Here is a 23,822-nt window from a genome sequence, read left to right on the forward strand (position 1 = left end):
GACGTTGCACATGCGCGATGCTGGACAGCCGGAGCGGCTCTGCTATAATCGCGGACTTCCCGGAGAGATGGATGAGTGGTTTAAGTCGCACGCCTGGAAAGCGTGTATGGGTTAATAGCCCATCGGGGGTTCGAATCCCCCTCTCTCCGCCACCTTATTCTGTAAGGCTTTGCGGGTTTTGAGCAAAGCGCTTCTGTCCTATTGGACTTGGTTTGTCCTATTCAGGCGCCAGATCCCCGCAAGAAAAGTGCTATTGGCAACACCGGATCCCGTTCGGTGCGCGCAGCACAAATCCCCTTCAATCCGTCCCCGGCTCCCGCGCATAGAACTCGCACGACCGCCTCGGCATGGACTTACGGTCCTCGAAATCACAGTACAGGTACAGGCGAGGATGGGGGGTCTCCTGTAGCACCTCGATCTTGAGCCGTGAGCATGTGCGGCACGCAGTACCCTCCTCGACCACGTATGGCGGCAAGGGTTCTTCCGGAGGGTTGAAGTAGCCGGTGGACATGAGCGGCACTGTATATCCGAACAGTGCCAGCCAGCAACATGATGTAACCGCAAATGTCCATCGGTGCGCCTATTGCGACAACCTAGACTGTTACAATGCAGCCCGAACAAAGCCACAAACCCCACTAAAAATGCTCTTTGCCTGCGTTCTGATGGCCCTCGTAGGGCTGCTCATTTCAGTGAAGATCGGGCCAGGCCGAGGTAACCCGTTCACCGCCTTCTTTTGCGTATGGTCCGCCGTGACGGTCGGCGCCTTCCTTGCGGAAGACACATTTCTGACGATCTCAGAAGATTTCTGGGCGATGCTCGGCGCCTTCCTGTCAATATATTTGGGGTGTGCGCTTTATTCGTCCTTACGTGCTCGCGTGTTACCAGTTGAGTCGCACATATCCACGATCTCATATCGAGATAAGTTTGTAGATATTGGGCAGATCGTTTCGGTAATAGCACTCCCGATTATCTACCTCAAGGCATCTGAGATCGCCGAAATGAGCGTTTTCTCGCCTGCAGGTTATATGGCGCTCCGCGCTGCTTTCATCGCGGAGGTTGCAGCAAGCTACGGCCCAATCGGATACATCGTCCCAGTTTCGTTTGTCATCGCATCGATCAGGCTCACACAGTTTCTTGACAAGCAGACAAACAAGAAGAATCTCGCAATAGCCATCGCGGTGGCGTTGTGCATGGCTTACCTGACGACAGGTAGAACCTTCTTCATGATGCTGTTCTGTTTTTTGCTGTTCCCGCTAATCTTTCGTGGAAAGATAAAGCTAGGAGGGGTGGTGATTGCAGGAGTGGTACTAGCAGCATCTTTTGTGATGATCGCCCTCCTCACACAAAGGGGAGTCTCGGCAACTGCGTCGGTTGATGACAATGTAGACGGCATAATCAAGACGCTGAGAGTCTATTTCCTCTCCCCCATTTTCGCAATGGGCAGTGTATTCGATGGGAATGGTTCGGCAACATATGGTGATTATACATTTCGCTTCTTCTATATGCTGGCGAATGTCATCGGACTTAATATAGAAATCCCTCCATTAATCCGAGATTATGTTTTGATCCCGGATATGACCAACGTTTTTACGGTGATGGATCCGTACTATAGAGACTTTGGTGTTGGTGGAGTTTTGATATTTGCCGCGCTCTCAGGTCTAGCCCATGACGCCTTGTATGAGAAGGCAAAATCAGAGGGCGGCCCGTACATTTTCATCCATGCCGCATTCATGTTTCCTTTGGTGATGCAGTTCTTTCAAGACATGTACATGTCACTGCTTTCCACATGGATACAGGTAGTGTTCTGGTACATGCTTTTCGTAAGAGTTAACTCAGGCAAAAAAAATCAACAAGAAATACCGCAGAATGTTTGATTCGGCCCGCGCCCTTTCTGCCGCCTGGATTGTAGGAGGGATGCCAGTCCTAGGTCTCTTGTCCTACAAGCTCTCGTCGTTGCACCCGATTTTGATCATCGCGCTTGCGGCATGGGTGTTTGGCCTGATACCGGCAATGAACAAACTGTTCGATTGATCTACTTTGCTCGTGGCTTCCATCCTCAGTCCGGGACCGTTGCATTCGCCCCATCGTCGGGGTTGATCGACAGCTTGCAGTGATCCTTCTGGAACAGGTCAAGGAAGCGACAGAACACACAGGCGAACCGGCTGCCTTTGGCGTGCGCCTTGCCGAGTCGGCTGCTGATCGTTTCGTCCCCGCTGCCAAAGGTGATGGCGTTGGCGAGACGGTCCAGCGCGGAGAGGATGTTCAGCAGGTAGCGTTTGAGCATGGTCAGCCTTCGATGCCATATACCTGCCGGCCGCCTCCGACCAGAACAACACCGCGCAGCGCAGCGCCGACTTCCGGCAGATCGCGCAGGCCTTGCAGAACAATGATCTGAGCGGCGCCCAGCAGGCGCTGGCCAAGCTCAAGCAGGCCCATCATGGCGGCGGTCATCACCATCATGGAGGCGCGGCCCCCGCACAGGCCATTGCGAGCACGTCCTCAGCGGACGCGAGCAATTCGCTGGCGGTCGAAGCGAGCGCCGCGGCAGTGCCGGCTGGCTCGATCATCAATACGCTGGCCTGATTTGCGCCGGTCGTGCGTGGTCCCTCGAGGTCCTCGCCATGACCGGCCGGGAGGCGCGCGGCATGGTGTCGTGTGCCGCACAATCGACACCCTGGATGAAGTTGCTGTCAACCACGTAAGAAAGGCAGGCAACGGTCCCCAGCGACAGGCTGGCGGCGCAGGGCGTCAATGCGACCGGGCTCTTTGACACCCGTGCGGTGTGATCCGGGCGCGTTCTCGCTTTGAGCTTGGCTGCCCGGCAGTTTTCCCACCAATCCATCAGCTCTTTTGCCCTGCCCCCTGGCCGTGACCCTGTGCGTCGGACACAGGGTCACGGCAGGCACCGCCGTCACCAGACGGCAGTGCCCTCGCTCTTCCGACGTTATCCCTTGCTACTACTGGTCGAGAACTGCTGCGTCAGGTAGGCACTGGTGCTCTGCATCTGCGACATGATCACGTCGAGCTGCGTGAATTGCGCCTTGTAGTTGGCGATATCCGCGTTGATTTGCGTCTGCGTCTGATCGTACTGATTGCTCAGATCCTTGAGTGTGTTGTTGATGCCCGCGGTTGCCGTGGTCAGTGCACCGGTACTGCTGGTCAGGTTCTTGACCAACGTGCTGATCTGATTGCCATAGCCACTTACGCCGTCGGTGTTGCCGAACAGGTTGGCCACCGCGCCGGCATTGTTGTTCAGCGCCGTGGTCAGCTTGCTGGTGTCGACCGCCAGCGTACCGTCGTCCTGGAACGAGATGCCGATCTGCGAGAGCGTGGTGAGGGCGTTGTTCGACTGGGGCGTATTCAGCAGGCTGCGCATCTGCGACTGCATGATGCTCAACGTGGAGTCTCCGGTCAGCGGCGAAGCCGTCTGAGTGCTGGGGTCATATGCAGACAGCGAGGCAGAGGTGCTCTGGAGGTTGTTGTACGCGGTGACGAATCCCTGTATGCCCGTCATGATCGAGCTGGTGTCGCGTTGCACCGAGACGCTGCTGGTACCTGTCTGCGCCAATGTCATGGTCACGCCGGCCACCGCGTCGCTCACGGTGTTGCTGGTGCTCTGGATGGCGATATTGTTGACCGTGAGCTGGGAATTCTGGGCAGCAACGGTCTGCTGCAGGTTCTGCGTTCCGGCAGGATCGTATCCAACAAGGTTCGCTAGCGCCGTGCCGCCATCGGTTTCATTGACCGAAAGCCGCACGCTGTTGGTGGCACCCGTATTGTTCGAGTTGATCACAAGGCGGTAGGGTGTGCCGGACCCGTCGTTGATGATGCTTGCGGTGACGCCGGCGTTGGCGTTGTTAATCGCGCTGGCGATGCCCTGCAGCGTGTTGTGGCTGCTGTCGATCGTGATGTCGACGCCGGTGTTGGCGCTGTTGGCCGTGAACGTGGCCCCGGTGTATGTACCGTAGGTGGCGCTGGACGTATTGCTGTCAAGCGTGCCGCCGGAGATCGAGCCGAAATCGACATGGATGGTACCGGTGCCGATGGCAGCGGCCTGGTTGGCCTGTCCCTTCGAGACGAGCGATTGCGCCTGCGCGAGTTGCGTGACGTTGACCGCATAGTTGCCGGTGGCCGCCGTATTACTGCCAGCTGCACTCAACACGGCGGTATTGCTGGAACTGGCAGTCGTTGCCTGGAAGAAGGACTGACTGGCAAGCTGGCTGGCCGAGCCTTGGAATGCCGCCAGCATGCTCTGGATCTGCCCATATGCGGAGAGCTTGGTCTGGTAGCTCTGCTGCTCCTGGGTGATCGCGGTCAGCGGTGCCTGCTCGGCCTGAGTGAGCTGATCGAGCAAGGAGCTCAGATCAAGTCCGGAACCAACGCCGAGGTTGGATATCAGGCCGGAGCTTGAGGCGGAAGTCGTACTGGATGTCGTAGTCATGACTCGCTTCTGGTGAGGGGATATTTCGTCTGTGACGATATCGGGCAGCCTGAGCAATGCCCAGGTTCTGCAACCAGGCTATTGCTTGTTCTGCACGCAATAGCCCGTCATCACCATAGCAACGAGAAACTGGCGCTTATTGATGAACTGGCGCTGCTTCCGCCGGCATTTAACCGGCGGTGACGTTGCGTAACGTACTGCAAGAAGTTGAGGCGCGTGTGTGGGGCTGTCTGACTCAGATCCAATACAAAGTGGAAACATGGCTGGGGGTGTCAGAATTTCCGTGTTCAAGGCGGGTTGAGAATCACACGGATGGTCGAACGAATCGATCCTGGTAGAGGATAGCAAATTGGTTCATTGCGTCCTTCCAATCTTTTGCGGCACGACCCCAGTCAGAGGTGATATTGCGTAGCGCCAGCCAGATAAGCTTAGTCGCTGCCTCGTCGCTCGGGAAGTGGCCTCGGGTCTTGATGATCTTGCGTAGCTGCGAATTGATATTTTCTATGGCATTTGTCGTGTAGATCACCCTGCGCACCGCCGGCGGAAATGCGAAGAACGGGATCACGCGGTCCCAGGCGTTACGCCATGAAGCGCTGACCGTCGGGAATTTCTGCCCCCATGGTCCCGCGGCAAACGTATTGAGCTCAGCTTCGGCGGCTTCCGCACTCGGCGCGGTGTAGATCGGCCGGATCGCGGCGGCTAGCGCTTTGCGATCTTTCCAGCTAGCGTAATTCAGGCTGTTGCGGATCAGATGGACGATGCAGGTTTGCAGCGTGGTCGCCGGGAATACTGCGCTCAGCGCCTCCGGCATGCCCTTGAGGCCGTCGGTCACTGCGATCAGAATGTCGTTGACGCCGCGCGTCTTGAGATCGTTGAAAACCTTCATCCAGAACTTGGCGCCTTCGGTGTTCTCGATCCACAGCCCCAGAATCTCGCGCGTGCCGTCGGGCAGAACGCCCAGCGCCAGATAGACCGCCTTGTTGCGTACGACGGCATCCTCACGGATCTTCACTCGCAGTGCGTCGAAGAACACGACCGGATACATCTGCTCAAGCGGCCTGGCTTGCCAGGCGGTGACTTCGGCCATGACCTCGTCGGTAACCGAACTGATGAAATCGGGCGAGACCTCGGTGCCGTATTGCTCCTGCAGGAAACCCTGAATCTCGCGCACGGTCATGCCCCGAGCGTACATGGCGACGATCTTGTCATCGAAGCCCGTGAAGCGCCGTTCGTGCTTTGGAATCAGCAACGGCTCGAAGCTGCCGTCACGGTCGCGAGGCACCTCGATTCGGATTGGGCCATCTTCGGTCAGAACCGTCTTCGCACCTTTACCGTTGCGCTGGTTGGTGACGGCGGCTGGTTTGGCTGCGCCCGGTGAATAGCCGAGATGATGATTCATCTCGCCGCCCAGGGCTCGCTCGATCAGCGCTTTCTTGAGTGCCAGGGTCGCGGCATGGATGGCTTCGGCCGTCATCGGGCCATTGCCGAACTGCTCAAGCAGCTCGGCGGGGATCGCCGGCAGCTCTGCCAGCGGGGCTTTCGGTTTGCGAGGCATACATTCTCCTTGGGAGCATGTTATGCCTTAAACACGAAATCTCCGACAGTCCCACATGGCCCGTTGCGCGGACGTGCTTTTCGCATTCAAACGCTTCGAAGGCTCTTGGATGACAAAGCGACTACGGCGGTGGCGCGAAAGACTATCGTTCCTGCAGCGTGTGGAATGTCAATTGCGGAAGAGTCCCAGACTAAATTCGGAAACATCAAATAGAACCCCCGCGCACCAGGGAGCAGACTTGATCCGTTGGGCACCTCCCGGTCCCAGCAAGATCCGTTGTGACCCCAACTGATCTATTCCCGCGCGCCCACTGCCTCTCAGGTGTGGGCGTTTTTTTGCCCTATGCGCAATGGACAATGGGCATTAGGCAATACCCTGCTACCCCTTCCGCAGATAATTCACCAACCTGTCGATCACCGGCGCATTCCTCGGCGTCACCAGACTGACCAGGATGGCCGCGGCAAACCCGGCTGGCACACCGAACGCGCCCGATGCAATCGGGTCGACGCCGAACCAGCGGTTGCCGAAGATTCCAGTCATCTTGGTGAAAAACGGGTAGTTGACGAAGATGTAGTAGACCGCCACACCCAGGCCGGTTGCCATGCCGGCTACCGCGCCCGCTGCAGTGGTGCGGCGCCAGAAGATGGCTAGTACCAATACCGGGAAGAAGCTCGATGCCGCCAGCGAGAACGCCGCGCCGACCAGGAACAGGATGTTGCCGGGCCGCAGCGACGTGACATAGGACGCAAATAGCGCCACCCCTAGCAGCACGACCTTCGCGGTCGTCACGCGCCGCTGGTGGCTCGCCTGGCGGTCGACCATGTGGTAGTAGACGTCGTGCGACAGCGCGTTGGCGATGGTGAGCAGAAGGCCGTCGGCTGTGGACAGCGCTGCCGCCAGCGCGCCGGCCGCGACCAGTCCTGAGATCACGTAGGGAAGCCCGGCGATTTCCGGGGCGGCCAGCACGATCATGTCCGGCTGGATCAGGATCTCGGCCCATTGGACGATGCCATCGCCGTTCATGTCCCGGATGCCGAACACGGGTGGGTCGACCTTCCGCCATTGCACCACCCACTGCGGCAACTCGGCGTATGGCGTACCTACCAGATGCTGCAGGAACTCGGCCTTGACCAGCGCCGCGAGCGTTGGCGCGGACACGTACAACAGCGCAATGCAGAACACCGCCCAGGCCACCGAGTTGCGCGATTCGCGTACCGATGGCGTCGTGTAGAGGCGCGTCAGGATGTGCGGCAGGCTGGCAGTCCCGAGCATCAGGCAGAACACCAGCAGCACGAAGTTGAGCCGTTGCGTCTTGCGCTCCTGCTCCGAAGCCGCAGGGTATGGCTCAGTCGAGGGCGTCGAAACCCGGCTGCGTGCGAGCGCATCCTCGCGCATCTGGGTCCACTGTTGCAGCGCGTCCGCCGCATCGACCGGGAATGCCAGGCGTTCGCGCTCCACGCTCTTGATCTCGCGCAGCGGCGCATTGCGCGCCCGCAACTCGAGCAATCTGGCGTCGAGCGCGTTGCGTTCCTCCAGGAACGATTCCGGCAGTCGCGCGATGCGGTCCTGCAGCGCTATGGCCTGCTGCTGAAAGATCTCGCGCACCTGAATTTCGGCCGGATCGCGCTCGATCGCTTTTTCCGTCTGGTCGATCTGACTCAACAACTTGCCATAGCTGACCTGCGGCAGCACTTCGTGGTGGTGCTTCCACGCGATCAGCGACACCGTCAGCAGAAACGCGACGATGAGCATGATGTACTGCGCCACCTGCGTCCACGTCACGGCGCGCATTCCACCCAGGAACGAACAGACGAGAATGCCGGCCAGACCGAAGAACACGCCAACGGCAAATTCCACGCCGATAAAGCGCGTGACGATCAGCCCGACTCCCTGGATCTGCGCCACCAGATAAACGAACGAACATAGCGATGCAGCCAGCACGGCGATCGCGCGCACCGGCATGTTGCCGCCCGGCTTGCCGTTGCCGTACCGCGCCGCCAGGAAATCGGGGATCGTGTAGCCGCCGTACTTGCGCAGGTATGGCGCCAACAGGAAGGCCACCAGGCAGTAGCCGCCGGTCCAACCCATTACATAGGCCAGCCCTTCGTAGCCCGAGACGAAGATGATGCCGGCCAGTCCGATGAAGGATGCCGCGCTCATCCAGTCCGCGGCGATCGCCATGCCATTGAACATGGCCGGCACCCGCCGTCCCGCCACGTAGTACTCGTTGAGATCCGAGGTACGGCAGATCAGGCCGATGCACGCATAGATCGCGATCGTGACGAAGAGGAAGACGTAGCCAAGCCAGAGCGCATCCGCGTTGGAATGCTCCAGCAAGCCCATCATGCCGACGAAACCAAACAGCCCGAGCGTGAACAGGCCGTAGTACAGCATCAACCGGCGGCGAAAGCGCGACTGGGTGTCTGGCATCAGCAAGAAAGAAAATCGTGCCCGCTCAGCATGAAACCGAGGCGGGCACGATGGGTGTCACGGATGCGTGACCGGGACGATCCGTTTTCCGGATCCGCTGGCTGGCCTTTACTGGGCTTGCTTGAGCTGATCGAGAATGGCCGGGTTCTCCAGCGTCGAGGTGTCCTGCGTGATGTCCTCGCCCTTGGCCAGCGAACGCAGCAGGCGGCGCATGATCTTGCCCGAACGCGTCTTGGGCAGATTGTCGCCGAAGCGGATGTCCTTCGGCTTGGCGATCGGGCCGATTTCCTTGCCCACCCAGTTGCGCAGCTCGGCCGCGATCTTCACGGCTTCTTCAGCCGTCGGCCGCGAACGCTTGAGCACCACGAACGCGCAGATCGCCTCGCCGGTGGTGTCATCGGGACGACCCACCACGGCGGCCTCGGCCACGATCGGGTTCGAGACCAGCGCTGACTCGATTTCCATCGTGCCCATGCGATGGCCCGACACGTTCAGCACGTCATCGATACGGCCCATGATCGTGAAGTACCCGGTTTCCTTGTCACGGATCGAACCGTCGCCAGCCAGGTACAGTTTGCCGCCGAGTTCCTCGGGGTAGTAGCTCTTCTTGAAGCGCTCCGGGTCGCCCCAGATCGTGCGGATCATCGACGGCCACGGACGCTTGACGACCAGGATGCCACCATTGCCGTTCGGCACGTCCTGCCCGGTTTCGTCGACGATGGCCGCCATGATGCCCGGCAGCGGCAGCGTGCACGAGCCCGGCACCAGCGGCGTGGCGCCCGGCAGCGGCGTGATCATGTGGCCGCCAGTTTCGGTCTGCCAGAACGTATCGACGATCGGGCAACGCTCGCGGCCGATATTCTTGTAGTACCACATCCATGCCTCTGGATTGATCGGCTCGCCCACGGTGCCCAGCAGGCGCAGGCTCGAGAGGTCGTACTGCTTCGGATGGATCTTCTCGTCGGCCTCGGCGGCCTTGATCAGCGAGCGGATCGCCGTCGGCGCGGTGTAGAAGATCGAGACCTTGTGGCGCTGGATCATGTCCCAGAACCGGCCGGCGTTCGGGAACGTCGGCACGCCTTCGAACACGATCTGCGTGGCGCCTGCGGCCAGCGGGCCGTAGGTGATATAGGTGTGGCCGGTGACCCAGCCGATATCGGCCGTGCACCAGAACATGTCATCGGGCTTGATATCGAAGGTCCAGCGCATCGTCATCAGCGCCCACAGCAGGTAACCGCCCGTGCTGTGCTGCACGCCCTTCGGCTTGCCGGTGGAGCCCGACGTGTAGAGCACGAACAGCGGGTGCTCGGCGCCAACGGGCTCGGCGGGGCAGTTATCGGACTGACCGGCGGCGACGTCTTCCATCGAACGATCACGGCCTTCGGTCCAGGCAACGTTGCCGCCCGTGCGGCGATAGACGATCACGTTCTTGACGGCCTCGCAGCCGCCCAGCGTCAGCGCCTCGTCAGCGATGGCCTTCAGCGGCAGCGCCTTGCCACCACGCATCTGCTCATCGGCCGTGATCAGCGCCACGGCGCCCACGTCCACCAGACGTTCCTGCAGGGACTTCGCCGAGAAGCCGCCGAACACCACCGAGTGCGTGGCGCCGATGCGCGCGCAGGCCTGCATGGCCACGACGCCTTCGACAGACATTGGCATGTAGATCACGACGCGGTCGCCCTTCTTGATGCCAAGGGCCTTCATGCCGTTGGCGAAGCGGCTGACCTTCGCCAGCAATTCCTGGTAGCTGACGCGCGTCACCGTGCCGTCGTCGGCCTCGAAGACGATGGCCGTCTTGTCGCCGAGGCCCTTCTCGACATTGCGGTCGAGGCAGTTGTACGAGGCATTGATCTCGCCATCCTCGAACCACTTGTAGAACGGCGCGTTGCTCTCGTCGAGCACCTTCGTGAACGGCTTGTGCCAATGCAGCAGCTCGCGTGCGTGGCGGGCCCAGAAGCCCTCGTAATCCTTTGCAGCCTCGTCGCACAGGGCCTGGTAGGCCTCCATGCTGGGGATCGCGGCGGTCTTGGCGAACGACGCAGGGGGATTGAAAACGCGATGCTCCTGCATCACCGACTCGATGGCGGACATGGGTTGTCTCCTGTTTGACTTTGACTGCTTTCGGTGCAAGGTACGCTCGACGCCTTACTTAAACCTGACGGTTCAGGCAAGCATCCCACTTGCAACGATGCTGCGTCGCAACAGACCGGTGGGGCCTGATTCGGGAGACGCTGGGGCACAAGTGCAGTCGGCTCTACTAAGTTAGCACAGCTATAATGCGGCGGACCCTATACCTGAACGTCGCGCACGCCCTTTCTGGCGCGCCCTTTCTCCGGCGTCAGTGTTTCCGTCGTCTCCACGTCGCACCCCTTCCTGCCGGACACCCCTTGCCCATCCACGCCTTTTTCCTGATCGCCGCCATGGCCCTGGTTGGCAGCAACGTAGGCCTGGGCAAATCCATCATCGCGGAAGTACCGGTACTGCTGTTCGCGCTGCTGCGCTTCCTGATCGCGATCGTCTGCCTTTCCCCGTGGTATAGGCCAGCGCGGATGCGCCAGGTCTCGCGTGGCGAATGGATCAACCTGTTCCTGATGGCGTTCTTCGGCACGTTCATGTTCACGTTGCTGATGCTGGGCGGCGTGCGACTGACCAGCGCGATGGCCGCCGGGGTGATCACCAGCACGATTCCGGCCACGGTGGCCATCCTGTCATGGCTCTGGCTGCGCGAGCGGCTGTCGCGGCGGACGGTGTTCTCTGTGCTGCTGGCCGTGGCGGGTATCGCGGTGCTCAATATCGCGCGCGGCAGCGGCCATGATGCCGCGACCAGCAGCGGTGGCGGCAGCGGCGCGCTGATCGGCAACCTGATGATCCTGGGCGCGGTGGTATGCGAGTCGATCTACGTGATTCTGTCGCGCCGGCTCTCCCAGACCTTGGCCGCAATCGAAATCTGCGCCTACACACATCTGATCGGCGGCGCGCTGATGCTGCCGCTAGGACTGGTGCCGCTGCTGACGTTCGACTTCGGCAGCGTGAGCGGCACCACCTGGGCGATGCTGCTTTGGTACGCGCTGTCGGCCAGCGTGTTCTCGTTCTGGCTCTGGATGAAAGGCGTCCGCCATGTTCCGGCACAACTGGCCGGCGTGTTCACGTCGGTGCTGCCAGTGGCCGCGGCACTCTACGGCATCGTGGTGCTCGGCGAGCGTCCGGGCTGGGCGCACGGCGTGGCGCTGGCATGCGTGCTCGCAGGCATCGTACTGGCAAGCTGGCCCGGACCGATCGCGCGCCGGGCGTTGGGAGGCGACCCCGGCCGGTGACGTTCGGTTACCGAATCGCGGCGCGAGGTGTCAAATGCGCACGGTACAATCAGAACCCATCCTGATTGTCTTGCTGTACTTACATTCAATTCCATGGCCCACTCCCCGCTTCGCCCGATTCCCCGCATCATCTTCGCCTCGCGCTGGCTGCAACTGCCGCTCTATCTCGGTCTGATCGTCGCGCAAGGCGTCTACGTCTATCACTTCCTGGTCGAGGTCTGGCACCTGCTGTCGCACGTCACGACCTTCGACGAGACCAAGATCATGCTCGTCGTGCTGGGCCTGATCGACGTGGTGATGATCTCGAACCTGCTGATCATGGTCATCGTGGGCGGATATGAAACCTTCGTGTCGCGCCTGGGCATCGACAACCACCCCGACGAGCCCGAATGGCTGGACCACGTCAATGCCGGCGTGCTCAAGGTCAAGCTGTCGATGGCGCTGATCGGCATTTCGTCGATCCACCTGCTCAAGACCTTCATCGACGCCGACCAGCGCAGCGAACATACGATCATGTGGCAGGTCATCATCCACCTGGCATTCCTGCTCTCGGCCGTGGCGATGGCCTGGGTGGACCGCATGGTCACGCATCCGCACCCGGCCGCCGGACCCGGCGCTGCCGGCGGTGCGGCAGAAACGACACACTGACCGCGCGCCGGGACGGTTGCCCGCCACCCGGGTGACGCCTGCGGCCATCCCGCCACCAAACCTCGTGTCGACGGCTGTATGCAAAGCGGCAGCCGTCGCCGCGACGGTGTATGATTCCGGGCTGTGTTTCACCGCTGCCCATCCCCCACAAAATGACAGTCATCAAGCAAGAAGACCTCATCCAGAGCGTCGCCGATTCCCTGCAGTACATCAGCTACTACCATCCGATGGACTACATCACCAGCCTGGGCCGCGCCTATGAGCTGGAAAAGAGTCCGGCCGCCAAGGATGCGATCGCGCAGATCCTGACCAACAGCCGCATGTGCGCCGAAGGCAAGCGCCCGCTGTGCCAGGACACCGGCATCGTGACGGTCTTCCTGAAGGTGGGCATGAACGTGCGCTGGGATGGCGCCACGATGAGCCTGGAAGACATGGTCAACGAAGGCGTGCGCCGCGCGTACAACGACGTGGACAACAAGCTGCGCGCCAGCGTGCTGGCCGATCCGGCCGGCAAGCGCACCAATACGAAGGACAACACCCCGGCGGTGATCAACATGTCGATCGTTCCGGGCGATACGGTGGACGTGATCGTCGCAGCCAAGGGCGGCGGTTCCGAAGCCAAGTCGAAGTTCGTGATGCTCAACCCGTCTGACTCGATCGTCGACTGGGTGCTCAAGACTGTCCCGACCATGGGCGCCGGCTGGTGCCCGCCGGGCATGCTGGGCATCGGCATTGGCGGCACGGCTGAAAAGGCCATGCTGCTGGCCAAGGAAGCCCTGATGGAGCCGATCGACATTCAGGACCTGCTCGCCCGCGGCCCGAGCAACCGCGCCGAAGAACTGCGCATCGAGCTGTACGAGAAGGTCAACGCACTGGGCATCGGCGCGCAGGGCCTGGGCGGCCTGGCTACCGTGCTCGACGTGAAGGTGCTGGACTACCCGACCCACGCGGCCAACCTGCCTGTGGCCATGATCCCGAACTGCGCGGCCACCCGCCACGCGCACTTCACGCTGGACGGCAGCGGCGTCGCCAAGCTGGAAGCGCCGGACCTGTCGCAATGGCCGAAGGTCGAGTGGGCACCGAACACCGAAACGTCGAAAAGCGTTGACCTGAACACGCTGACGCCGGAAGAAGTCGCCTCGTGGAAGCCCGGCCAGACGCTGCTGCTGAACGGCAAGATGCTGACCGGCCGTGATGCCGCGCACAAGCGCATCGCCGACATGCTGGCCAAGGGCGAGAAGCTGCCGATCGACTTCACGAACCGCGTGATCTACTACGTAGGCCCCGTGGATCCGGTACGTGACGAAGTGGTTGGCCCGGCTGGCCCCACCACCGCCACCCGCATGGACAAGTTCACCGAGACGATGCTGTCGCAGACTGGCCTGATCGCGATGATCGGCAAGGCCGAGCGTGGCCCCACCGCAATCGAATCGATCCAGAAGCACAAGTCGGCCTACCTGATGGCCGTGGGTGGCGCTGCCTACCTCGTGTCGAAGGCGATCCGTGGCGCCAAGGTCCTCGCCTTCGAAGACCTCGGCATGGAAGCCATCTACGAGTTCGACGTCAAGGACATGCCGGTGACGGTGGCCGTGGATAGCTCGGGCACGTCCGTCCACAAGACCGGCCCCGCCGAGTGGCAGGCCAAGATCGGCAAGATTCCGGTCGCGACGGCCTAAATCCGGCTACGTGTAGTACGCCCCTCTCCCGCTGCGTGGAAGAGGGGTTGGGGGAGAAGGTGCAGTAGTTCAAATCACGACCTGCCGTTGATGGAACAGCCCGCCCTCTCCCCTTCCCTCTCCCCTTCCCTCTCCCACAAGCGAGAGGGAAGCAAACCTTCCTCGACACTGCGCGCGTGAACCCCTCCCCCGTCGGCATCTTCGATTCTGGCCTTGGTGGCCTGTCGGTCCTGCGCGAAGTGCGCGCGCTGCTGCCGCACGAGTCGCTGCTCTACTTCGCCGATTCCCGTTACGCCCCGTATGGCGAAAAGCCCGAGCGGTTCGTGGAGGCGCGCACGCTGCAGGTTTGCGAATGGCTCGTCGCGCAGGGATGCAAGGCACTGGTGATCGCCTGCAATACCGCAACGATGCATGCGGTGCAGACACTGCGTGAACGTCTTGCCGTGCCGATTATCGGCGTGGAGCCGGGACTCAAACCCGCCGCCGCGGCCAGCCGCAGCAAGGTGGTGGGCGTGCTGGCCACGGCCAACACGCTGAAGAGCGCCAAGTTCAACCGGCTGCTGACCTCGCTCGGCAATGAGAGTCGCTTTCTCTGCGAGGCAGGCGTCGGCCTGGTACCGCTGATCGAGCAAGGTGATGTGTCGAGCGACACGGTCCGCCAAACCCTGGGTACCCTGCTATCACCGATGCTCGAGGCCGGCGCCGACACCCTTGTACTGGGCTGCACCCACTACCCGTTCCTGTCGGAAACGATTGATGACCTGGTCGACGGACGACTGGCGCTGATCGACACGGGCGTGGCCATCGCACGCCAACTCGCACGCAAGCTCGCGGAGTTCGACCTCGCGGCCAGCCCCGACACGGCGCCGAGCGTGCGCTACCTGTCCACCAAGGACGCCGCCCATCTGCGCGAAATGGCCGCAGCGCTGCTTCATGTCGAGGCCAACGCCGAGACGGTCGTGATCGAACCTGCTCCAGCTACTGAATAAAGCCCAGCGGCTTGTGATGCCGCACTTCGGGCTTCACGGCGTGTTCCTGACGTAGCTGCGCCAGAAATTCCTCGGGCGTCAGCGCTTCGCCAAGCACCACGCACTGCCGTTTGACTGTCGCGAAGTCGCCCGGTGTCAGGCAATCCATCCCATCGAGTTCCCGGCGAATGGCGTCGGTCATGTTCGCCGCATCGCCATCGAGTGCTTCGTCGACGAACATCGAGATCCGTTGCGCCGGCTTGAGCGCCTGGAAGCGAATCTTGAACGAGAACCGACGCAGCGCGGCTTCGTCGATCCGATCGAACAGATTGGTGGTGCAGATGAAGATGCCGTTGAAGCGTTCCATGCCCTGCAGCATCTCGTTGACTTCGGACACCTCGTAGTTGCGCACCGCTTGCTGGCGGCTTTGCATAAAGCTGTCGGCCTCGTCCAGTAGCAGCACCGCCCCGTCCTCCTCCGCGCGCGCGAACATGGCCGCGATCTGCTGCTCAGTCTCACCCACATACTTGCTCATCAGGTCGGAGGCGCGGCGAATCATAAGCGGCAGATCTAGCTCGGCGGCGATGTGCTCGGCCAACGCGGTCTTGCCCGTGCCCGGTGGCCCATAGAAGCAGAGCGTGCCGCGCTTGCGCGCGCCGAGGGCCTGCACGATCTTGTTCACCGCGTAGCGCGTTTCCAGATTCAGATTATCCAGGCGGTAGTGCGTCACCACGGGACGCACTACCGCTTCGGGCTGCAATCCCATGGCGCGATCCGCGTGTTCAAGCTGCCGCAGTATCAGCGCTTCCACGGGTTCCTCGACATCGGGCCGCGCCAGCTCCACGAACCGCGCGGCTGACTGTACCTGCGCCGGTGTCAGCGTCTTGCGGGCTGCCAGCGTGGCGATGAAGGCATCACTGACGGCCAGACCGCCCAGGTGCTTGCGGATAATGTTCTCGCGCACCAGCGGCGGCGGGATCTTCAGCTCCAGGTGGAACTGGAAGCGGCGCAGGTATGCCGGATCGATCTGCCGGATCGAATTCGAGATCCAGATCACCGGCACCGGATTCTGTTCCAGCGTCTGGTTGACCCATGCTTTGCCGTTGACCGAACCGCGCGTGTCTTCCTGGCCGAACAGGCTCATCAGCTCGCGCGCGCTGCCCGGAAATACGTCCTCCACTTCGTCGAACAGCAGTGCCGTGCGCGGCCGCCCGCGCAGAAAGGCCTGCGAGACCTGCAGCGACCGATACCGATCCTTGCCCGAAAGACTGTTGCCGTCTCGATCGAAGCAGTCGACTTCATAAAGCTCGCACTCGGCCTCACGCGCGATCAGTCGTGCGAACTCGGTCTTGCCTGTGCCGGGCGGGCCATAGATCAGGACATTGACGCCGGTGGCATTCTGGCGCGTGGCATTGGCCATCAGCGCCGTGAGGTAACGGGCGTCGGCTTCCACATGCGGATAGTCGCTCGTCCCCAGCGTCGGCGGTGCGGCTGGCCGCGTGAACACGGCCATCATGTCCGCCTCGCTGGCGTAGTTGCCAAGCAGGACGTGCAACAGGCGATCGGACAGGCGCATCAAATCGCCCAGATCGGTCACGCTGTTTTCCGGCAGGGGTTGCTCGATCAGATTGAGGGTTTCGAGCCGCGAACCCGGGCGCAGCGAGACGGCAATATCGCCGGGGCTGGCACCAGTCAGGCCCGCCAGGATCTGGAACGCTTCCTGGCTGTGAGCGACCTTGCAGTCGACCATCACCGCGCGAAGATCGCGCTTGTACTTCGCCAGCGCCGCGAACAACAGCAACTTGCGCTCATGCTCGGGCAGGTTGAGCACGTGGCTGAGCATGTCGATGTTGCGCACCAGCAGCACGCGTTCGCCATCGAGCCTCGCCGTAATAGCGGCGGATGAGGCCGCGAACACGGCAAACATGTCCTTGGCGTGGTATTTGACGTACTCGTCGAGGTAGTAAAACAGCGCACTTTCATCGAAGGCACTGTTCCATTGGCCATGGCGATCGAGAAATTCTTCCGGGGAAAGCCTTGCGGCCCCCTTCCACGCCGGCATGTCGGCACAGCGCGCCGACAGAAACCGCTGCACGCGCAGCACCACACCGTAGGGCCAGACCATTTCCTGCGCGCTGACGGTGAGCACGTCATTGATATTGCTGCGCAGATTGAAGCGGGGACCCAGCGCGCAGACCACGCGTAGCGCGAACTGGGCGCACATCCAGTCCAGCGGCGACGTCCCCGCGACGCCGGACGAGGCGCGCAACAGCGTGGTGCGGTCGTCCATCATGCGGTCGTCATCAGCAAAACGGGTAAAGTCCATTGCCAGTTCCCTTCGCACGGGGCGTTCGGCGTCCGGACCGCGGGGAACGCGCTGCACCTGTGCCGTGTCTGCCGCTAATGGCTGTATTTGTTAATCCTAGCGCGGTTTTGCGGGTGTGGAGCATCGGCGAGACGTTGCGTTACGCGAGCTGGCCCACGTAACGCACCCGCAACCCCGGAGTGCCGACTGATGCGGCGCGTATCCGGGGATGGAAAGAATCCCGATCACGCATTGCACAATGCGCAACAAATAAGAATCATTATCGTTTATACTGTCACCCTGATACGCTACCCAAGAGTGGCGCTCCCCCCGGGAACCGGTTTCTTCGAGGTATCTATTTCTGGAGCGTTATCATCATGGAACTGCTATTGAGCCTGCTGGTCGGATGTGGCATCTCGCTGATCCTGTTCTACCGCAAGTGATTGCGCCATCTGGCGTACACCTGTCGTTCTTCACATGTTCGATCAACGTTTCTTCAAGATCACCATCGCGGTCCTGCTGTTCCACGCAGGACTGCTGTATTTGATCCAGAGCGGGCTGGCTCGCAAGATGACGGAAGCTGTCATCGCCCCCGAGATCATTGCCCGCATCATCCCGATGGAACCTCCGCAGCAGCCGCCGGCGCCAGAGCCGCCCAAGCAGCAGCCGCAAACACCGCCCAAGCAGGTCAAGGTCGTGACACCACGCCCGACGCCGCCCAAGCCACAACCCACGCCTACGCCCGTGGCATCGCTGCCGCCCTCGCCTACCGCGATCGAAGCGCCGCCCGCTCCGCCTGCGCCACCGGCGCCCGCACCCGAGCCCGCCGCACCTGCCGCCCCGGCGAATGCCGCACCGCGTGCAGTGGGTATCGGCGAGATCGCATGTTCGCCGCCGCAGGTCACGTATCCGTCGCAGTCGCGCCGGATGGGCGAAACCGGCAAGACCGTGGTGCGTTTGACCACGGACGAAACCGGGCATGTGGTAAAGACTGCCATTGTCACGTCGAGCGGATCGACACGCCTGGATACGGCGGCGGTCAACGCGGTGCAGGCGATGCGTTGCAAGCCCTATATGGATAATGGTCGAGCCGTGGCGGTGACCGCCCAGCAGCCGATCAATTTCGAATTGAACTGATTTCCCGGAATCTTTCCGACACTTCCTTACACTGACCCTTTTCAGGAACCACCATGCAGGACCTCGGACTTTCCCACCTCTGGTCGCAAGGCGATTTCGTCATGCGCGCGACCGCCATCATTCTGCTGATCATGTCGCTCCTGTCGTGGATCGTGATCCTCACCAAGGCGTGGGATCTGATCCGCCTCAAGAAGATGGCGCACGGCGCGGAAAAGCGCTTCTGGCATTCCGACGATTTCGACCACGCGCTCGACACGCTCGGCGCCAACGATGCCAACCCGTTCCGCATGCTGGCCGTCACCGGCCGTGAGGCGGCTCAGCATCACCGCGCCAGCCAGCCGCAATTGCATGACGCACTCGACATCTCGGACTGGCTGACCCGTTCGCTCAAGAGTGCGATCGACGAAGCCGTGGCGCGAATGCAATCAGGTCTGGCCATTCTGGCGTCGGTGGGTTCGACGGCCCCGTTCGTCGGCCTGTTCGGCACCGTGTGGGGCATCTACCACGCGCTGATCGGCATTGGCGCCTCCGGCGTGCCGACGATCGACAAGGTTGCCGGCCCGGTGGGCGAAGCGCTGATCATGACCGCCTTCGGCCTGGCCGTGGCGATCCCGGCCGTGCTCGGCTACAACGCGCTGAGCCGCGGCAACAAGGGCGTCATCAGCAAGTTGAACCGCTTCGCGCACGACCTGCACGCCTATTTCGTGACCGGCGCCCGTGTGCGCCCGACCACTGGTGGCGTCCGCGCCGATGACGCGTCGGTCCGCCTGGCCGTCAAGAACTAAGTCTGCCCGGCAGACGCAGGAAGGAAAGCATCATGGCATTCGGCACGCTCGACGGAGACGATGACGAGGTGATGAGCGAGATCAACATGACGCCACTGGTCGACGTCATGCTGGTGCTGCTGATCATCTTCATCATCACAATTCCCGTCATCAATCACGCGGTGAAGATCGACCTGCCGCGCGCGACTAACCAGCCCAACGACGCCAAGCCGCAGAGCATCAACGTCTCGATCGATGCCCAAGGCAAGGTGTTCTGGAACCAGCAGGAAGTTGACGACGCCACGCTGGATCAGCGCATTTCGGAAGCCGCCTTGCAGCAGCCGCAACCGGAGTTGCATCTGCGCGCGGACCGCGAAGTTCGCTACGAGCGCGTCGCCCAGGTCATGGCCGCGGCGCAGCACGGCGGCCTCGGCAAGATCGGGTTCATTACCGAACCGAAGCACTAGACCGGTCGCGCAACTGTGTCATCGCAACAAGGGCACCCCTCGGGGTGCCCTTGTTTTTTAGTGATCGACGCCTTATCTGCTCAGGAGCCGTGTTCGAAGACTGATGTGGGTGTAACGAATTGCGATCGCGCTTGTAATGATAACAATTCTCATTTATGATCATCTCCATCGTCACCGACACCTTTGAATACTTCGTACGGAGAAGACCATGAGCACCCTGAGCCTGCCGATGTCGCAACCGCGTGAAGTCACGCGCCGCCGTCTGTCACTGCGCCGCGTGGAGGTTGTCCAGCAGGACAGGCGGGAGACGTCGACGGCCTCGTCAGCAATCGAATCGGTCAAATCGGCGGTCGCCGCCCTGCCCGCTCGCCTGGAAGCACTGATGCGCCAGGACGCGCCGGCCGTCGGTAGCACCGCGCAGCCCGTACCGCTAGAAGCCATCATGCACGGCGCGACGACGCTGCCGATTCTGCACAACGGGAACGTCTATACGCTGCGTGTCACGCGCTACGGGAAACTGATTCTGACCAAGTGATCTGGTCAGGTGGCCCGGACCGGAAGGTCGGGTATGCAAAGACTTTTGTGGGGACCGCCCCGTACCGGGGCGTTGGGCAGTAGCCAGTCGATTGGATCCCCGGCATAGCAAGCAACTCCAAACCCCTTGCCGTGCCGACCACGCCAGCCATGCCGCCTTTTTATACCGCCCCGCGGACGTTGCGTTCGCGGGGCTTTTTGCTTCGGGCGATCAGAGGCCCAGCGAAGCAATACCAGCGCGTGCGATCTGTGCGTCTTCGGTCGACTTCACGCCCGACACACCAACCGCGCCCACTACCTGGCCATTGGCGACGATAGGCACACCGCCCTCCAGCATGCCGTTCAGTACCGGGGCAGTCATGAACGAGTAGCGGCCATTGTTGATCATGTCTTCGTAGATTTTGGATTCACGGCGACCCAGCGATGCGGTGCGCGCCTTCTCCGTGGCGATGTAGGCCGAGATCGGCGCTACGCCATCCAAACGCTGCATTGCCAGCGGATGACCACCGTCATCGACGACCACAATCGTGACGGCCCAGTTGTTGGCCAGGGCTTCGGCCTCGGCAGCGGCCATCACCTTCTTCACGTCATCTGCCGTCAGTACGGTTTTTTGCTGCATTACCTCTCTCCATCGATTCATGTCAGGGATGAGGCGCAAGTATATCGCCCCCGGGGCGGGCCGATGCATTCCACGACAGCGGCAAAATGTGAAAGACCTTCACCCGACGCACGACTTGACGCATTGTCACGCACGCAAGACACCCGGCAACCCCGAAGGCACCGCAGAGCACGCCTGCCAGTGACCGCCAGAAATGAAAGAAGCCCCAGTCAGGGGCTTCTTTCTCGGATGACATCCTGCCGGTTAATCAGTCATGCCAGCGACCATGACCGTGGCCGCGACCATGCCAGCCCGGGCCGTAGTAGTAGCGGGGCCCACCGCGGTAGTAACCGTAGCCACCATAGTAGACCGGAGCCGGCCGCACCACGACGGGAGGAGGACCATAGTAGGCGGGTCCAGGCGCGACCACCACCGGCGGCGGCGCATAGTAGACCGGCGCTGGCGGGTAATAGGCCGGAGCACCAATCACCACGCCCGGCACGCCGATCGCCACGCCAACGCTCACATGTGCCATTGCAGCGCCCGACATCAGCGCGGCGGTCACACCGAATGCTGCGAACAACCAACGTTTCATGATCGTGCCTCTTGGAATTTGGGTTCTGATAACCGAATTGTAGAGGCTCACGCTTTTTCAGGTGAAACGGCGGGCGCTACATTGTTACCACCGGTAACAGGCACATCACTTCTGTCGCAAGTTGAACAGCTTGCGTCCGGCAGGCTAAGCCACCACAATACCGGGCTTGCCGTGCGGCCGTGGAGAAATTGGTAGACTCAGCAGACTTAAAATCTGCCGCCTTCCGGGCTTACGGGTTCGAGTCCCGTCGGCCGCACCAGGCTCTACTCAGACCAGCAGCGCGCAAAGCGCAGCACCAACGACCATCAGGAACAGGAAGAGGACGCCCGCCAACGCCAGTGGCTTGCGGCCGGCGCGAAGCAGATCTCCGATGCGGGTGTGCAGGCCGATGGCAAGCATGGCGCAAGCCAGCATCCAGTTATCGAAGCCGATCAGGGCAGGCTTCCAGTCCGCCGGCACCATCTGGGCTGAATTCAGCGCCATCACAGCGACGAACCCCAACGCAAACCAAGGCACCGACCGGAGCAGCCCATGCAGATTGCGCGAGCCACCGGACGCCTGCGACCAGCTCGTGCGAGGCCACAGCGCCATGACCAGCAGCAGGGGGCCCAGTGCGAGCACGCGCACCATCTTCGCGACCACCGCCGCATCGGCCGCGCCATCGCTGACCATCTTTCCCGAGGCAATCACCTGGGCCACTTCATGCAGCGTGGCGCCGGTAAAGATGCCAAAGCTCCGTTCGCTGATGGCAAGGTGCCAGTGTTGCGTGGCGAGCTCGTAGAGCCAGGGGTAAAGCAACATCCCCACCGTTCCGAAAAGCACCACCGTGGCCACCGCCACAGCCGTTTGCCGGTCATCGGTACGCACGACCGACGACACCGCAATCGCCGCCGCCGCTCCGCAAACAGCACTACCGGCGCTGACCAGGATGGCTTCGCGACGGCTCAACCCGAAGAACGACGATCCGACCCACGTGCCGAAGAGCAGCGTGGCGACGAGCATCGTCAGCGGCACCACCACCCCACCGACGCCAAGCGCCGCAATTGCGCCAAATGTCAGGCGAAGACCGTACAGGGCGACACCCAGGCGCAACAGATGATGGCGCGCGAACTGCATCCCGGGGGCAAGCGGCGCGAGCCAATGTTTCGGCATCGTATTGGCAGCCACCATGCCGGCACCCATCGCCAGGGTCAGGGCAGAAAGGCCGTAATGGGCAATCGCGGGGTGATCGGCGAGGACCATGGAGATCCACGCGATGGCGCCAAGCGGTAAGAGCGTGATGAGCCTCATGCGCCAGAGCGCCAGCGCCGACTGCTGAGTCGGGGAAATCGCGGGTGTAGCAGGCGTGGAAGACATGGCGGCAACTGGTTTTCGTTCGATGCCATGTAGGGTATCGACGTACACCTAACCCGTAAAACGGGTAATATTGGTAGTCGTAACCCTAAATATCGATAAATAATGGATCAGCGGCCGCTACGCCTTACCTTGCGCCAACTGCAGGTGTTCGTGGCTGTGGCCCAGCACGGCAGCACAATCGCCGCGGCCGACGCCCTTGCGATGTCGCAATCGGCCGTCAGCGCATCGCTGGCCGAGCTTGAGCGGGCATTGAACGGGGCGCTATTCGACCGGGTGGCCAGACGCCTTGCGATCAATGAAGCGGGACGGCAGTTCTTTCCCCGCGCACTATCGCTACTCGATCAAGCGCAGGAACTGGAGCGCTTCGCCTCGGAAGGTGGTGTCCAGTTGCGCATCGCCGCCAGCAACACCATCGGCAGCTATATCCTGCCCGCCTTGCTGGCGGGATTCCGCAATGCCCAGACTGGCCCATGCGCACTCGACCTCCGCATCGGCAACACGCAGGATGTGTTGCAGTCACTGATGAAGTTCGAGGCCGACATCGGCCTGATAGAAGGCACGAGCCAGGAGCGCGATCTGCGCAGCGTGCATTGGTGCGATGACGAGATGGTGGTGGTCGTTGGGCCTACGCATCCGTTGGCCGTCGCGGGAGAGCAATCGCCGCAGTTTCACGACATGCTGCGCGACGCAGATTGGATCGTGCGAGAACCAGGTTCCGGCACGCGTGAAATCATCGAGGCCCGCCTGGTACCCGAACTGGGCGCGCTGCGCTTTGCACTGGAACTCGGCAATGCAGAAGCCATCAAGCGCGCCGTCATGAGCGGATTCGGCGTCAGTTGCCTGTCGTTGCACGTCGTACGCGACGAAATCGAGCGTGGGCTGCTCGTCGCACTACGAAGCGACCTGCCCCGCGTGATCCGCCCGCTCCAGCTGGTCGTCCATCAGGACAAGTTTCCCACCCAGGGGCTGCTTGCGTTTACCGAGTACCTGCGAGGCGTGGCGCCAAGTCTCGGCGCCTGACAAGATTATGCGGC

The 23,822-nt window shown here is 61.7% G+C and carries 20 protein-coding genes and 2 tRNA genes; 12 read left to right on the forward strand and 10 right to left on the reverse strand.

Translation table 11 applies throughout. The annotated features are described in order from the left end of the window. Nucleotides 1-61 precede the first annotated feature (61 nt). Both RMET_RS11365 and RMET_RS11375 read left to right on the forward strand, forming a co-directional pair. Nucleotides 62-152: transfer RNA gene (locus tag RMET_RS11365), tRNA-Ser, on the forward strand. 357 nt (nucleotides 153-509) lie between these two features. Then, nucleotides 510-1,874 (forward strand): O-antigen polymerase, encoded by a 1,365-nt coding sequence (locus RMET_RS11375; RefSeq protein ID WP_082219898.1) that lies wholly within the window; start codon nucleotides 510-512, stop codon nucleotides 1,872-1,874. A 182-nt stretch (nucleotides 1,875-2,056) separates the two neighbouring features. On the opposite strand, the gene RMET_RS11380 is transcribed toward RMET_RS11375, so the two are convergent. The 6 genes from RMET_RS11380 to acs all read right to left on the reverse strand — a co-directional run bounded on the left by RMET_RS11380 (nucleotide 2,057) and on the right by acs (nucleotide 10,517). Beyond that, complete coding sequence (locus RMET_RS11380) at nucleotides 2,057-2,284, reverse strand: hypothetical protein (protein ID WP_011516969.1); 228 nt, start codon at nucleotides 2,282-2,284, stop codon at nucleotides 2,057-2,059. A 2-nt stretch (nucleotides 2,285-2,286) separates the two neighbouring features. After that, on the reverse strand, nucleotides 2,287-2,460 hold the full coding sequence (locus RMET_RS33560) for a hypothetical protein (protein WP_155877853.1): 174 nt from the start codon (nucleotides 2,458-2,460) through the stop codon (nucleotides 2,287-2,289). 484 nt (nucleotides 2,461-2,944) lie between these two features. Then, nucleotides 2,945-4,441: a flagellar filament capping protein FliD gene (gene fliD, locus RMET_RS11385; RefSeq protein ID WP_011516972.1), complete on the reverse strand. Its 1,497-nt coding sequence runs from the start codon at nucleotides 4,439-4,441 to the stop codon at nucleotides 2,945-2,947. A 304-nt stretch (nucleotides 4,442-4,745) separates the two neighbouring features. Beyond that, the gene (locus RMET_RS11390) at nucleotides 4,746-5,996 is read right to left on the reverse strand and encodes an IS256-like element IS1090 family transposase (protein WP_011515352.1); all 1,251 of its coding nucleotides are present in this window, start codon (nucleotides 5,994-5,996) and stop codon (nucleotides 4,746-4,748) included. 378 nt (nucleotides 5,997-6,374) lie between these two features. Then, on the reverse strand, nucleotides 6,375-8,426 hold the full coding sequence (locus RMET_RS11395) for a sodium:solute symporter family protein (protein WP_011516973.1): 2,052 nt from the start codon (nucleotides 8,424-8,426) through the stop codon (nucleotides 6,375-6,377). Between the two features lie 108 nt (nucleotides 8,427-8,534). Beyond that, nucleotides 8,535-10,517, reverse strand: coding sequence for an acetate--CoA ligase (gene acs / locus RMET_RS11400; protein ID WP_011516974.1), 1,983 nt, complete (start codon nucleotides 10,515-10,517; stop codon nucleotides 8,535-8,537). Between the two features lie 296 nt (nucleotides 10,518-10,813). On the opposite strand from acs, the gene RMET_RS11405 reads away from it, so the two are divergent. The 4 genes from RMET_RS11405 to murI all read left to right on the forward strand — a co-directional run bounded on the left by RMET_RS11405 (nucleotide 10,814) and on the right by murI (nucleotide 15,053). Continuing rightward, nucleotides 10,814-11,740 carry a DMT family transporter gene (locus RMET_RS11405; protein ID WP_011516976.1) on the forward strand — a complete coding sequence of 309 codons (927 nt, stop codon included), beginning with the start codon at nucleotides 10,814-10,816 and terminating at the stop codon, nucleotides 11,738-11,740. Between the two features lie 93 nt (nucleotides 11,741-11,833). Beyond that, nucleotides 11,834-12,388: a TIGR00645 family protein gene (locus RMET_RS11410; RefSeq protein ID WP_011516977.1), complete on the forward strand. Its 555-nt coding sequence runs from the start codon at nucleotides 11,834-11,836 to the stop codon at nucleotides 12,386-12,388. A 152-nt stretch (nucleotides 12,389-12,540) separates the two neighbouring features. After that, nucleotides 12,541-14,064 carry a fumarate hydratase gene (locus RMET_RS11415; RefSeq protein WP_008642400.1) on the forward strand — a complete coding sequence of 508 codons (1,524 nt, stop codon included), beginning with the start codon at nucleotides 12,541-12,543 and terminating at the stop codon, nucleotides 14,062-14,064. 176 nt (nucleotides 14,065-14,240) lie between these two features. Continuing rightward, complete coding sequence (gene murI / locus RMET_RS11420) at nucleotides 14,241-15,053, forward strand: glutamate racemase (RefSeq protein ID WP_011516979.1); 813 nt, start codon at nucleotides 14,241-14,243, stop codon at nucleotides 15,051-15,053. On the opposite strand, the gene RMET_RS11425 is transcribed toward murI, so the two are convergent. Beyond that, nucleotides 15,043-17,358, reverse strand: a complete 2,316-nt coding sequence (locus tag RMET_RS11425; RefSeq protein ID WP_011516980.1) for an AAA family ATPase — start codon at nucleotides 17,356-17,358, stop codon at nucleotides 15,043-15,045. The genes murI and RMET_RS11425 overlap by 11 nt on opposite strands. Nucleotides 17,359-17,814: 456 nt before the next feature. On the opposite strand from RMET_RS11425, the gene RMET_RS11430 reads away from it, so the two are divergent. The 4 genes from RMET_RS11430 (at nucleotide 17,815) to hemP (ending at nucleotide 20,240) form a co-directional block, all read left to right on the forward strand. Continuing rightward, nucleotides 17,815-18,474, forward strand: coding sequence for an energy transducer TonB (locus RMET_RS11430; RefSeq protein ID WP_011516982.1), 660 nt, complete (start codon nucleotides 17,815-17,817; stop codon nucleotides 18,472-18,474). A gap of 53 nt (nucleotides 18,475-18,527) precedes the next feature. Then, on the forward strand, nucleotides 18,528-19,259 hold the full coding sequence (locus RMET_RS11435; protein ID WP_008642395.1) for a MotA/TolQ/ExbB proton channel family protein: 732 nt from the start codon (nucleotides 18,528-18,530) through the stop codon (nucleotides 19,257-19,259). 32 nt (nucleotides 19,260-19,291) lie between these two features. Next, nucleotides 19,292-19,705, forward strand: coding sequence for an ExbD/TolR family protein (locus RMET_RS11440; protein WP_011516983.1), 414 nt, complete (start codon nucleotides 19,292-19,294; stop codon nucleotides 19,703-19,705). Between the two features lie 208 nt (nucleotides 19,706-19,913). Beyond that, nucleotides 19,914-20,240: a hemin uptake protein HemP gene (gene hemP, locus RMET_RS11445; protein ID WP_011516984.1), complete on the forward strand. Its 327-nt coding sequence runs from the start codon at nucleotides 19,914-19,916 to the stop codon at nucleotides 20,238-20,240. A gap of 210 nt (nucleotides 20,241-20,450) precedes the next feature. Here hemP and RMET_RS11450 read toward each other — a convergent pair whose 3' ends face one another. Both RMET_RS11450 and RMET_RS11455 read right to left on the reverse strand, forming a co-directional pair. Beyond that, nucleotides 20,451-20,858, reverse strand: a complete 408-nt coding sequence (locus RMET_RS11450; RefSeq protein WP_008642389.1) for a heme-binding protein — start codon at nucleotides 20,856-20,858, stop codon at nucleotides 20,451-20,453. Between the two features lie 247 nt (nucleotides 20,859-21,105). Beyond that, entirely contained in the window at nucleotides 21,106-21,432 is a 327-nt protein-coding gene (locus RMET_RS11455; protein ID WP_011516986.1) for a hypothetical protein, read from the reverse strand. Nucleotides 21,433-21,605: 173 nt separating this feature from the next. On the opposite strand from RMET_RS11455, the gene RMET_RS11460 reads away from it, so the two are divergent. Further along, nucleotides 21,606-21,691, forward strand: a tRNA-Leu gene (locus RMET_RS11460). 8 nt (nucleotides 21,692-21,699) lie between these two features. On the opposite strand, the gene RMET_RS11465 is transcribed toward RMET_RS11460, so the two are convergent. Continuing rightward, on the reverse strand, nucleotides 21,700-22,788 hold the full coding sequence (locus tag RMET_RS11465) for a YeiH family protein (RefSeq protein WP_011516987.1): 1,089 nt from the start codon (nucleotides 22,786-22,788) through the stop codon (nucleotides 21,700-21,702). A gap of 102 nt (nucleotides 22,789-22,890) precedes the next feature. Between RMET_RS11465 and RMET_RS11470 the strand changes: the two genes are divergently transcribed. Further along, entirely contained in the window at nucleotides 22,891-23,808 is a 918-nt protein-coding gene (locus RMET_RS11470) for a LysR family transcriptional regulator (protein ID WP_011516988.1), read from the forward strand. Nucleotides 23,809-23,822: the final 14 nt, after the last annotated feature.

This window comes from Cupriavidus metallidurans CH34 (genome assembly GCF_000196015.1).
GTDB classification, from domain to species: domain Bacteria; phylum Pseudomonadota; class Gammaproteobacteria; order Burkholderiales; family Burkholderiaceae; genus Cupriavidus; species Cupriavidus metallidurans.